The following is a 12671-nucleotide window of genomic DNA, read 5'->3' on the forward strand; positions in this document are numbered from 1 at the left end:
GGGCACTGAGGACACTTCTCTCTTACCATTTCACTACTCTTTCCCTTCCAATGGGCACTGAGGACACCTCTCTCTTACCGGTCAACTTCTCTTTCCCTTCCAATGGGCACTGAGGACTCTTCTCTCTTACCATTTCACTACTCTTTCCCTTCCAATGGGACTGAGGACTCTTCTCTCTTACCGGTCAACTTCTCTTTCCTCTCCAACGGGCACTGAGCCCCATGTAAACAAAAGAAAAAATTTCTCCCTTTCTACAAAACTGTTAAAATATAGATAGAAGAGTAATCACTTTTAAGGGGTCTTAGCGATGTTCGAATTATTGCTTACAATGGTTGAACGGTTGGGAATTATTGTGACGATTGCATTTGTGTTGACACGGTTTCCTTTTTTCCGGGACATGATCTATCAAGAACAGCTTGATCGAAAACAACAATTTACAGCAATTCTATTTTTTGGCTTCTTCGGCATTATTGGTACGTATTCGGGATTAACATTAAGCACGGAAAGCTTACATTTCAGCTCGTGGACGGCAGGTTTGAATCAAGACGAAGCGATTGCCAACTCTCGTGTCGTAGGAGTCGTCATTGCTGGATTACTCGGAGGCTACAAAGTAGGTATTGGGGCAGGAATCATTGCTGGACTGCACCGTTTTACGCTCGGAGGCTTTACCGCCATTTCTTGTGGGCTGGCAGCCATTATCGCTGGAATTCTTGCTGGTTTGTTTCACAGAAAAAATAAACATGTTCGATTACCCTCTGCATTTTTAATTGGAGCATTAGCAGAATCCGTTCAGATGCTCATCATTTTACTTATTTCTCGGCCGTTTGAAAAAGCTTGGACGCTTGTAGAAATTATCGGTGTTCCGATGATTCTTGCTAATGGAATTGGAAGCGCACTCTTTTTACTAATTATTAAAAGTGTGATTAACGAAGAAGAAAAAACAGGTGCGATTCAAGCGCAAAAAACACTTCGTATCGCTGAGAAAACTCTTAGCCATTTACGAAATGGACTTTCCTATGACTCGGCAAAAGTAGTCTGTCATATCCTTCATAATGAAATTCGTACAAGTGCTGTCTCTATGACGAACACAAAGGAGATTCTTGCCCATGTGGGGCTTGGTTACGATCACCATCAGGTGGGAAGCCCCATACAAACACAAATTACTCAATCTGCTATTCAAAAAGGTGAAACCATTGTAGCTGATAAAGATGCCATCCATTGTCGTGAAAAAAGCTGTCCACTTGGTGCAGTCGTCGTTGCACCTTTACGACAACGTGGGGAAACAATTGGTACGTTAAAATTTTACTTTCGTTCCGAAAAAGAAATTACCCCTGTGATTATGGAGCTTGTGTCAGGATTAAGCTCCTTATTAAGTAATCAGCTCGAAATCGCTGATGTGGATCGAGCTTATCAGCTGGCAAAAGAAGCGGAAATTAAAGCATTACAAGCACAGATCAGTCCGCACTTTTTATTTAATACACTAAATACCATCCTGTCGCTCATTCGACTGGACCCTACAAAAGCGCGTAAGCTTCTTGTTTCACTTTCACATTTTTTACGACAAAACTTGTCCGTCACTACTCAAAGCTTAACCACCTTGGAGCAGGAACTAAAGCATGTGAAAGCATACTTAGCCATTGAGGAAGCACGTTTTTCCAATAAACTATCGGTCATCTATGATATAGACGAAGGGACATTGCTGCAAAATATTCCCCCGCTTACCCTTCAACCACTTGTTGAAAATGCAATTAAGCATGGGTTTAAAGACAAAGAGAAAGATTGTTTCATACGTATTTCTATTAAAAGAGAACCAAACGGCGTTGTGGTTACTATTGAAGATAACGGCAAAGGAATTCTTCCTGAAAGAATTCAGCAATTATTATCACAGCCCATTCCCTCTGAAACAGGAAATGGAGTCGCACTATACAATGTAAACCGTCGCTTATCATTTGTATTCGGCGATCAAACAGCCCTTCACATTCAAAGCATAGTACCTCATGGTACGAGCATACAATTTTTTATTCCAATCGGGGAGGTGAACGAAAATGGATCCATTCATTAAAGTGATGGTGGTAGACGATGAACCTTACAGTCGCGAGGAGTTAAAGCATTTGTTACAATCCTTTGCAACGATTCAAGTGGTTGGTGAAGCAGAGTCCGGTGAGGCTGCCCTCATGAAGGTTTTACAGCTTCAGCCTGATGTCATCTTTTTAGATGTGGAAATGCCTCGTATGAATGGAATGGAATTAGCTAAGGCATTAAAGGAATTTAAAAAACCGCCATATATTGTGTTTGCTACTGCCTATCCTGAGTTCGCTGCGGAAGCTTTTCGATACGATGCCCTGGATTATCTATTAAAGCCTTTTGATGAAGAGCAGCTTCAGGAAACCATCCGGAGACTAGAAAAAAAGTTTACACCGAAGGAAGAGACAACAAGAACTACTGGGAAGCTTGCCATTGAAGCAGATGGTGAAATCTTATTTATTGATCCAAAGGAAGTTTACTATATTGTGAGAGATGAAAAAAATACGAAGCTTGTGACAGAGGATCATGAGCTGATTACCAAGCTCCCTCTTAAAGAATTCGAATCTAGACTCGTTTCTTTTGGTTTTTTTCGTATTCATAAAAGCTTCCTTGTGAATTTAACCTATGTGAAACGGCTAACTCCTTGGTTTAACGGGGCATACCAGTTAGAGCTTCAAGGGAAAAAGGAGCTTCTTTCAGTGAGTAGAAACTACGTGAAAGCCTTAAGGTCAAAACTCGAGATCTAATAAACTACTTCTCATGCAGGTTAATACAGTTTAACGACATGATAACATTGGAAAACAGCTTTTCATTCTAAAATCCACCTTTTTAGCCTTCCTGTCTTTTATACTTATTTTTGAAAACGCATTCATAAATACGTAAGGGGGAATTAGTTTGTATACCTTTTTAGCAGGAATTGCCCTACTCATTGTTGGTTACTTTACTTATGGAAAATTCGTTGAAAAAATCTTTGGAGTGAAAGCGGACCGTGCCACACCTGCCTATGTAAACAACGATGGCATCGATTATGTGCCCATGAGCACACCCAAGAACTCACTTATTCAGCTATTAAATATTGCGGGTACGGGACCTGTCTTCGGTCCAATATTAGGAGCTCTTTATGGACCGGTTGCCTTCATTTGGATCGTTATTGGTTGCATTTTTGCAGGTGCTGTTCATGACTATTTAACTGGAATGATCTCCATCCGAAACAAAGGAGCTCACCTTCCTGAGCTAGCGAGCCGCTTCCTAGGAAAAGTGATGAAACACGTTGTAAATGGCTTTGCTGTTCTTCTTCTTTTATTAGTTGGAACCGTGTTTGTTACGACTCCAGCTAGCCTATTGCATGTGGTGATGGATGGAAAAATTGCCTTATCTCTAATCATTTTTGCTATCTTTGCTTATTATGTTTTGGCTACTCTGCTTCCAGTGGATAAATTAATTGGCCGTTTATATCCATATTTCGGTGCACTTTTATTAATCAGTGCGCTAGGAGTAGGTGTTATGTTAGTTGTCACAGGTGCACCGATCCCTGAACTATCATTAACAAACTTTCACCCAGATAATCTACCAGTTTTACCATTGTTATTCTTTACGATCTCTTGTGGAGCTCTTTCTGGGTTCCATGCGACACAAACGCCAATCATCTCTCGTACCACTCAAAATGAGAAACAAGGTCGTAAAATTTTCTATGGCATGATGATTACAGAAGGTGTCATCGCTATGATTTGGGCGGCTGCTGCCATGAGCGTATTTGATGGTGGTTACGCCGGATTGCAAGAGGTTCTAGCTGCTGGAGGGCCTGGTGCCGTTGTTAGCCAAGCGTCTACCGCTCTACTTGGTGCGATTGGTGGAACACTTGCCATTCTTGGAGTAGTCGTTCTTCCCATCACATCTGGTGATACAGCCTTCCGTAGTGCACGGATGATTATCGCTGAATATATCAATGTAGCTCAAAAGAAACTTGGAAACCGCTTATGGATTGCTATCCCTTTGTTTGCTGTATCCGCTGTTCTTACCCAAATGGACTTCAACCTATTATGGAGATACTTCAGCTGGGCTAACCAGTCCACCGCTGTAATCGCCTTATTCGTTGCAGCGATGTACCTTTACATCGCGAAAAAGAATTACTATATTGCACTCGTACCAGGAACATTTATGCTCGTGATGGTCATCACCTATATATTAAATGCACAAATTGGTTTTGGACTTTCTATGAATACTTCTTGGATTGGAGGAGGGATTGGCACGGTCTTATTAGTTGCCCTATTCTTCCGAGCTGCGAAAAAGGCACGTGCGAATAATCTTCCACTTGAAGAGGATATATCTGATTATAATCGCGTAGCCTAATAATAAAGAAAAAGTGCTCCTTTTATAGGAACACTTTTTCTTTATTGCCTGCTTCTCTTTATTAGGTCAGTAATAAAATATAATATTTAATTTTCACATTAAAATTGAAATATACCAATTTAAAATCTCTTTTCCATATAAATAAGCAACTATTGTGCCTACCATAATGGAGGGTCCAAAAGGGATTGGCTCTTTTTTGTGTATGAATTTAAATGAAATGAGGACAATACCAACTATTGCACCAATAAATGATGCGAACATTATACTCATAATAGTTAACTGTGGTCCAAGTACTACCCCTATGGCTGCATATAGTTTAATATCACCACCACCAACTCCTCCTTTACTAACAACTGCTAATAATAAGAGTAACCCAAAACCTATTAATCCACCTGATATATAGGTTAGAAATGACTCTTCTCCTACAAAAAACCTGACAATTATAAATAATATGATACTAGGGAGGGTTATAATATCTAAAATTACCTTTTCTCTGATGTCCGTTAATACAGATAAAATTAGTAAAGTTGATAGTAAAAAAGCTGGAAGTAACTCTGATGTCAAACCAATTCTCTGAAAAATCAAGACATTGGTAATTACTGTTAGTAATTCACCCAAAGGATATAACAGAGAAATAATTTTATTACAATAGCGGCAACGGCCTTTTAGGAGGAGATAGCTGAATAGTGGAAATAAGTCAAAAAGACCAAGTCTGTGGTGGCATGAGGGACAGTTTGAAGGAGGGAAAGTAATTGATTCCTTTTTTAAAAGTCGTATTGCTACAACGTTAAAAAAACTCCCCAATATTAAGGAAACTATTATTACAACAAGGTCAAAAAATAGCATATTAGATTTCCTTTCTCTATATTAAAAATAGTTTTGTTTTCCATTTTACTATAAAAATACCTAAAAAGGAGTAAAATAAATCCATTTATATATTCCTCCTAAACGATCAAGAGACTACGTGTCAAGTAAATAATCTGACAAGTTGCTCCTACCTTTTTTCAGGTAAGAGCTTTTTTTGTTGTTAAAAAATGTTACAACATAACAGACGGAATATTCAAACATACATATAATACAGATATAAACCCACCTATTACATGAGACTTCTCTATCCCTCCACCCAAAAAACTAACCTTTTTACAAAGGTTAGTTTTTTACTCAAAGCTCTTTTCTTAAACTTTGTTGTATTTTGGAACAAAATTGTAATGATTGCGCTAAGTTCCCGCAGAAAATAGCATAAATTTAATTAGAAAAGAGCCAGCAAAACTAAATTCGTAAGCGTAAAATAATTATTTTCACGTTAAAATCGGCTTTAAGATTTTAACAACTACCTACGAAAACAGCCTTACTCAATCATTCACTATATCGGAAAAAGGTGATCCTAATGGAAAAAGTATATTTTATGAATGAAGCAATTAAGTTAGCTTGTGAAAATGTATTAAGCAATCATGGTGGTCCTTTCGGAGCCATTGTCATTAAAGACGGGGAAATTATTGGAAAAGGGAAGAATGAGGTCACTAGCAGTAATGATCCGACTGCGCACGCTGAGGTTCAAGCCATTCGCGAGGCTTGCTCCTATTTAGGTAGTTTCCAATTAACAGATTGTGAGATTTATACAAGCTGTGAACCGTGTCCGATGTGTATCGGAGCGATTTATTGGGCGAGGCCGAAAGCAGTTTATTATGCGTGTACCAAGGAGGAAGCGGCTCAAATTGGCTTTGATGATCACTTTATTTATGAAGAAATTAGCTTGCCAATTGAAAATAGAACGATTATGATGAATCAAATTACGGTAGAACAATATAATCTACCTTTTAAAATGTGGGAAGTATCATCTGACAAAACAGAATACTAGTCTCTTATAGACTTCTAGGAGGAGAGTATGGACAAAAACAGACTAAAACAACGTATTGAAGCGGCCTCGGGGAAAATGGAGGCTGATCTTGTCATAAAAAACGGCAAGATTATTGATGTATTTACAGGTGAAATCTATGAAGGTGATGTTGCTATTACAGATGGAGCCTTCGTTGGGGTTGGCCATTATACTGGTAAAAAGGAATTTGATGCAAGCGGACGATATGTTTGCCCAGCTTTTCTTGATGGTCATGTTCATATTGAATCATCCATGGTATCTCCGAAGGAATTTGCGAAGGTTGAGCTACTAAGAGGCGTGACCACCATTGTTGCCGATCCTCATGAAATCGCCAATGTATTAGGTGTGAAAGGAATCCAGCTTTTACTTGATACTTCAGAAAATCTCCCCTTCAATTTTTACTTTATGCTTCCTTCCTGCGTACCGGCAACTAGCTTCGAGTTAGCGGGTGCCACACTTGAGATTGAGGATCTGTCCCCATTGTTTTCCCATCCAAGAGTGCTAGGGTTAGCAGAGGTCATGAATTTTCCAGCTGTGAAACATGCGGAAGAGTCAATGTTAAATAAGCTATATGAAGCAAAGCGTTTAAACGCAAAAATTGATGGTCATGCGGCCGGACTGAGTGATATGGACATTAATGTATTTATGACTTCGGGTGTACGTACCGACCATGAGTGTACCTCAGCCGAAGATGCCCTTGCTCGGTTGCGTCGTGGGATGTACCTGATGATACGGGAAGGAACCGTTGCTAGAGATTTAAAAAAGCTGCTTCCTGTTGTTAGTGAAAGAAATGCCAGACGCTGTCTATTCGTTACAGACGATAAGCATCTTGATGATATCCTTCATGAAGGAAGCATCGATTACAATGTTCGATTAGCTATTTCGGAAGGACTCGATCCCCTCATCGCTATTCAAATGGCAACCATTAATACAGCTGAATGCTTTGGTTTACAGGAAAAAGGAGCGATTGCACCGGGATATGATGCGGACTTTTTATTGCTTGATGACCTAGAATCTGTAAGCATCTCTCATGTCTTTAAAGACGGGAATCTTATGGTAGAACACGGGCAATTAATTTATTTCCCAGAAAATGAGCAAACGGAAATCTCCTCTGAATATGTTAATACCGTTTGTTTTCATGATTTTTCTGTAGAGGCATTACATCTCTCAATCACCGAAAACAAAGCCAATATTATTGAGATCAATAAAAATAGTCTGGTTACCAATCATGTAGTGGAAGAAGTAACCGTCAACGAAACTGGTTGCTTTGAATCTTCGTTTGAAAAAGATCAATGCAAACTTGTTGTCATCGAAAGGCATCATTACACGAATGAAATTGGCTTAGGAATCGTGAAAGGATTAGGATTGAAAAACGGAGCGATTGCCTCAACGGTTGCACATGACTCGCATAATTTAGTTGTTGCTGGAACAAGTGATTCCGATATCTTATTTGCCGCTCAGAAAATAAAAGAAATGCAAGGCGGGCTTGTTGTTGTAAAAGATGGAGAAGTGTTAGCCTCCCTACACCTTCCGATTGCCGGCCTTCTTTCTATGGGAACATACGAAGATGTGTATGCTGGATTAAATAAGCTGACCTTCGCACTAGAGGAAATTGGAGTAGGTGAAGGCTTTAACCCGTTTTTAACGGTATCGTTCTTATCTCTTCCTGTCATTCCAGAGATTAAGCTTACTGCCCAAGGACTGTATGATGTAAAAAATCAAATGCATATACCATGTTAAAAAAGGTAGAAGGATCCCCTTCTACCTTTCCCATTCTTATAAACTATCACTTGTTGTCGTACTTTGGTCAGTCGTACTTGAATCCGTACCAGGTACTGTTCCTCGATCTGGTCTTTCCATTCCTTCAGGCGGTGTTCCTCCATTCCCTCTCATTCCGCCGCCACGGCCACCCATGCCAGCTGCTGCTTCGGTAACTCCTGATTCATTGAGCCATGTAACCACATCAGAAATGGTGAACTCAACCACCTTTGTACCACCACTATATTTGCCATCTGTATATAGGCCATTCGTTTCCGTACCTGTAGAAGTTCCTCCAGAAGATAGAGTATAACTAGAGTCCTTCGCTAAATCAGGCGAGCTGATATATACGGATGAATATTCTTTCTCTGGTGCAAAGGTGGCTATTGTATTTCCTTCACTATCTTCTAAGTGTATAAGTGTTCCCGCACTTTGAGTACCTGGGTAGGTCATAAGAATTCCATTTTGTTCAGATGTGTCTGAACTTGCTTGGACCATTCCTGAGCTACCAGCTGCAATTAATAATCCTCCAGAGATTTCAAAGGTACCATTATAATCTAATGACCCATTTCCAGAGTTTGTTGGGCCACTTACAACTGCCGTTCCTCCCGTCATAACAAAGTTTCCATTTGAGTCAAGTCCGTCACCTTGTGAATTAACAGACACGTACCCACCACTGATTTGAAGCATCATATCAGATGATGTATTGCTCTCCATGTCCATCCCTGACCCATCGACTCCACCACCAACATTGATTCCATCATCACTTGCGGTTACATCAATCGTTCCATCTGCAATCGCAATGACCGCACCCTCAATTCCTTCGTAACTCTTATTAATGGTAATATTTCCGCCTTTCGTTAAGACAGAAGCATCCGCATGTATTCCATCATCACCTGTTGCAATGGTCATTTCTCCAGCTTCTATTAGGACGTTACCATTACTATGAACGGCGTCATCAAGCGCATCAATAGCGAAGGTTCCACCAGCGATGGCCAGTTCAGCCGATGCCTTTAAACCTTTTGAACTGCTAGTTTCTGTCGTTGTTGTTGTAGTCGTTGAGGTACTTTGTCCTCTTCCTCCCATAGCATTTTGATTTACCGCTACCGTCTCAGGACTTCCTCCACCTGTTTTAATCGTATAATCTCCACCTAATGTATACAGAGAGGTTTGGGCTTGTATCCCATCATTTTCTGCATTGATAGTAAATGTCCCACCTTCAACCACAAGATTTCCTTTTTCGGCATCCTCATCATTGGTCGTTTTAAAACCATCACCACCTGCTGTGATTGTGAATGTACCTTCTTTAATAGCTAGAAGGTCTCGTCCAACAATTGCATCATCCTTAGCCGTAACTTTAATATTCCCACCTGTTATTTTTAGATCATCTTTTCCCGTGATTCCGTTGTTAAAATTCGCTTTAACCACCAGCGTACCTTCGCCATTGATCGTTAAATTCCCTTTACTAAAAATGGCTGAGTTTGGTTCTTCTGCTTCTGCATCATCGTACACATATTGTGTTCCATCAGTTATTGTATTTTCCGTTCCCTTAGGTAAAGAAATGACGGCCTTCTCTGCATTCTTCACATAAATTGGAGCTGAAGAACTGCTAGTAATATCTACTCCATTTAATACAAGTCGAACCGTATTATTATCCTCTGCATCTACAATAATTTGGCCATCATCTAACGTTCCACTGAGTACATACACTCCACCTGTTTTAATCGTTACGGTACTTCCTGAAACAACTACCCCTCCAGATCCTTCAGAGGTTGCTGTTGAACCATTCAATTGTATTGATGTTACCTCTCCAGTTTCCCATTCTGTATAAAGATCATCGTCACTATAACTTACAAGTCCGCTTACAACGGATTTGATGTCACTATCTCCTAGTGTACTTAAGCTCTCTATATTAACCTCTGTCGCTGTACTTGTGCTTGTACTTGTGCTTGATTCCTCTTCTGTATTGCTGCAAGCAAATAATAATGTTGTGCACAATAAAGGTGCAATTAGCTTCGTAAATTTATATTTTCGTTTCATCAACTTGGCTCCTTTTCTATTTGATAAGCCTATTATGTTTGCCCAACCTTAACAAAACCTTAAAAAAACTTATATTCAATAAATATTTGCATTTCTCGAATTTGCCCCTATAATCGAACTTAATTCATTCAAGCAAAAACAGGTCATATAAGGAGGCGAAGAAATTTGAATCTATTAATTATAGAAGATGATAAAGTCCTATCGGAATCGATCAAAGAAACGACAAATGATCTGTTTCAAGTTGAACAAGCATTTGATGGAGAAGAAGGATTGTATTTAGCAGAACAAAATATTTTTGATGTGATCATTTTAGACATTATGATGCCTCATATGAATGGTTACGAGGTACTAGAGGAACTCCGAAAGAAGAATATTACAACACCGGTTATTATCCTGACAGCAAAAGACGGCATAGATGATAAGATTAAAGGATTTAAGGTGGGGGCAGACGATTATTTAGTCAAACCCTTCCACCGCGAGGAGCTTCTATTACGTTTACAAGCCATGGTTCGACGGTCAGTAGGGTCATTTAAAGAAAATATCCTTTCCTTTAAGGACTTACATTTACACTTGAAAAATAAAACAGCGTCGATTGGTGAGGAAGTGATTAAACTAAATGGCAAGCAGTTTGATTTACTCGAGTACTTAATCAACAATAAAAATACAATCCTAACCAAAGAACAAATTTTTGATCGAATTTGGGGATTTGAGTCAGATACATCAACGACAGTGGTGGAAGTGTACGCAAGTAACTTACGCAAAAACTTAAAAAAATACGATTATGACCAATATATCAAAACCTTTCGAGGGTTAGGCTATATGCTTTCAGATGGTGAAGGAAATGTTTAAGGAGAAAATCTTTCGTAGCCAACAGCTCAAATTCATGATTTTTAACCTTATTGCCTTTACAATTATTTTCACGATTTTTGGGATTGTCATTTTCAGCCAAGTTCAAGGAACGTTATTTAAAAAAACGGACGAAGAACTTTTCATGGTGAAAGAAAAACATATAGGTGAGTTCTCTGATATGACCAATGGAGACCGGCCATTAGATGATACCGATCGTACTCCTCCAATGAAGGACCAAAGGGCAATCAAAAATCCACGTATTATTGTCTTAAACTGGAGTAAAGAGGGCGAAATGATAGAGGAAGATCTATTTGGATCATTATTTTACGAAAGTTATTTACAAGACTTTACTTTAAACAAAAACAATCTTGATACGGTGACCAATACTACTATAGACGATCATCACTATCGATATTTGCTATTTGAAGATACGAACGAAGATGATGATGTGGCATATGTACAATTAATAATCAATACCGACGCAGAAGAAACGATCATAAATAACTTTCAAAAGTTAATCATTATTTTTTCAATCGTTTTTATCGTTCTTTCAATTTCAGCAAGTTATATTTTATCAAAAAAGATGATGCATCCTATTATTCAATCGTGGAAAAAGCAAGCCGAGTTTGTCGAAAATGCCTCACATGAATTACGAACACCCTTGACGATTATTCAGAATAAACTCGAGCTTTTGTTAACCTCCCCTCAGGAGAAAATAGCAAACAAGTTTGAAAATATTGCACTAAGCCTATCTGAAACTAGAAGACTATCAAAGCTTACCTCGGATTTATTAACACTGGCTCGTGCTGATTCAGCTGAAACACAGCTATTGAAGCAAACTATTCATGTGGACACCTTCGTGAAAAACGTGTGTGCCCCTTATGTGGAAATTGCTGAGTCACAGGATAAGCATCTATGGCTTCAGTTAAATTGCGACATGAAAATGGAAGCAGACGAAGTCCGGCTTCATCAACTTCTCGTTATATTGCTTGATAACGCATTAAAATATACAGGAGAAAATGATGGTATCGGTGTGAAAACGTATGAAGAGGATAACAGAATCGTCTTTGAGGTAAGTGACACGGGAATCGGGATCAAGGAAGAAAATATAAAGTATATATTTGACCGTTTCTATCGCGAAGATAAAGCCCGCTCAAGAGAAACAGGTGGAGTTGGTCTGGGGTTATCTATTGCTCATTGGATTGTAAAGCAGCATGATGGAACCATTAAGGCTAGCCAGAATAAAAACAAAGGTACTACCTTTAAAGTAAAACTACCAAGATAGAAGATCACAAAGTGGTCTTCTTTTTTATACAAAAATTAAGGCATGGATATTATTCACCCAAACCTTAATTAGAAGTATTGAATTTTATCATTAGCTAGAGACCTTTTCTAACTTGATTGTCTCGTACAATTCTACAAATTCTGTTGCTAAATCCTTCATAGTGATTGAGTTCATCAGATGGTCTTGCGCATGAACCATTAATAGAGAGATTTCTACTTTTTCACCTCTAATTTCGCTTTGTATCAATGAGGTTTGAACATGGTGTGCTTCGTTTAATGCATCTGCCGCTTCTTGCAGCTTGGCTCTTGCTTCGGTGAAATCCCCACGCTTCGCAGCCGCGATTGCCTCCATTGAACAGCTCTTTCCATTCCCACCATGTAATATAATTTGAAATATTGTTTCTTCCATAGATGCCATCGGTAACCCTCCGTAAGAAATTAGTCTCACATGTACTCATGTGAGACTAATTGTTTTTATGACTTGATGTTA

Annotated in this window: 10 protein-coding genes; 7 read left to right on the top strand and 3 right to left on the bottom strand. The window is 39.0% G+C overall.

Annotated features, from left to right (window positions below; translation table 11 throughout):
- The first annotated feature begins 307 nt into the window (after window positions 1-307).
- From BKO01S_RS23180 to BKO01S_RS23190, 3 genes are all read left to right on the top strand, one after another.
- Window positions 308-2062 carry a sensor histidine kinase gene (locus BKO01S_RS23180; protein ID WP_066060077.1) on the top strand — a complete coding sequence of 585 codons (1755 nt, stop codon included), beginning with the start codon at window positions 308-310 and terminating at the stop codon, window positions 2060-2062.
- The gene (locus tag BKO01S_RS23185; RefSeq protein WP_066060080.1) at window positions 2046-2771 is read left to right on the top strand and encodes a LytR/AlgR family response regulator transcription factor; all 726 of its coding nucleotides are present in this window, start codon (window positions 2046-2048) and stop codon (window positions 2769-2771) included. Before BKO01S_RS23180 ends, BKO01S_RS23185 begins: the two co-directional genes overlap by 17 nt.
- Window positions 2772-2919: 148 nt before the next feature.
- A complete protein-coding gene (locus tag BKO01S_RS23190) occupies window positions 2920-4374 on the top strand; it encodes a carbon starvation CstA family protein (RefSeq protein WP_066060082.1) in 1455 nt (484 codons plus the stop codon).
- Between the two features lie 93 nt (window positions 4375-4467).
- On the opposite strand, the gene BKO01S_RS23195 is transcribed toward BKO01S_RS23190, so the two are convergent.
- A complete protein-coding gene (locus BKO01S_RS23195) occupies window positions 4468-5220 on the bottom strand; it encodes a prepilin peptidase (RefSeq protein WP_066060084.1) in 753 nt (250 codons plus the stop codon).
- Window positions 5221-5761: 541 nt separating this feature from the next.
- On the opposite strand from BKO01S_RS23195, the gene BKO01S_RS23200 reads away from it, so the two are divergent.
- Together BKO01S_RS23200 and ade are read left to right on the top strand one after the other, a co-directional pair.
- Window positions 5762-6232 (top strand): nucleoside deaminase, encoded by a 471-nt coding sequence (locus tag BKO01S_RS23200; protein WP_066060086.1) that lies wholly within the window; start codon window positions 5762-5764, stop codon window positions 6230-6232.
- A 27-nt stretch (window positions 6233-6259) separates the two neighbouring features.
- The gene (gene ade, locus BKO01S_RS23205) at window positions 6260-7990 is read left to right on the top strand and encodes an adenine deaminase (RefSeq protein ID WP_066060088.1); all 1731 of its coding nucleotides are present in this window, start codon (window positions 6260-6262) and stop codon (window positions 7988-7990) included.
- 36 nt (window positions 7991-8026) lie between these two features.
- Here the strand turns inward: ade and BKO01S_RS23210 are convergent, their stop codons facing one another.
- Window positions 8027-10048, bottom strand: a complete 2022-nt coding sequence (locus tag BKO01S_RS23210) for a carbohydrate-binding domain-containing protein (RefSeq protein WP_066060090.1) — start codon at window positions 10046-10048, stop codon at window positions 8027-8029.
- Between the two features lie 165 nt (window positions 10049-10213).
- Here BKO01S_RS23210 and BKO01S_RS23215 point away from each other — a divergent pair, with 165 nt between their 5' ends.
- Window positions 10214-10897 (top strand): response regulator transcription factor, encoded by a 684-nt coding sequence (locus tag BKO01S_RS23215; protein ID WP_066060092.1) that lies wholly within the window; start codon window positions 10214-10216, stop codon window positions 10895-10897.
- Window positions 10890-12182, top strand: a complete 1293-nt coding sequence (locus BKO01S_RS23220; protein ID WP_066060093.1) for a sensor histidine kinase — start codon at window positions 10890-10892, stop codon at window positions 12180-12182. Before BKO01S_RS23215 ends, BKO01S_RS23220 begins: the two co-directional genes overlap by 8 nt.
- Before the next feature lie 90 nt (window positions 12183-12272).
- On the opposite strand, the gene BKO01S_RS23225 is transcribed toward BKO01S_RS23220, so the two are convergent.
- Window positions 12273-12599 (bottom strand): PTS lactose/cellobiose transporter subunit IIA, encoded by a 327-nt coding sequence (locus BKO01S_RS23225; RefSeq protein ID WP_066060094.1) that lies wholly within the window; start codon window positions 12597-12599, stop codon window positions 12273-12275.
- Between the last annotated feature and the right edge of the window lie 72 nt (window positions 12600-12671).

The sequence above is a fragment of the Robertmurraya korlensis NBRC 107688 genome, from assembly GCF_001591645.1.
Classification (GTDB): domain Bacteria; phylum Bacillota; class Bacilli; order Bacillales; family Cytobacillaceae; genus Robertmurraya_A.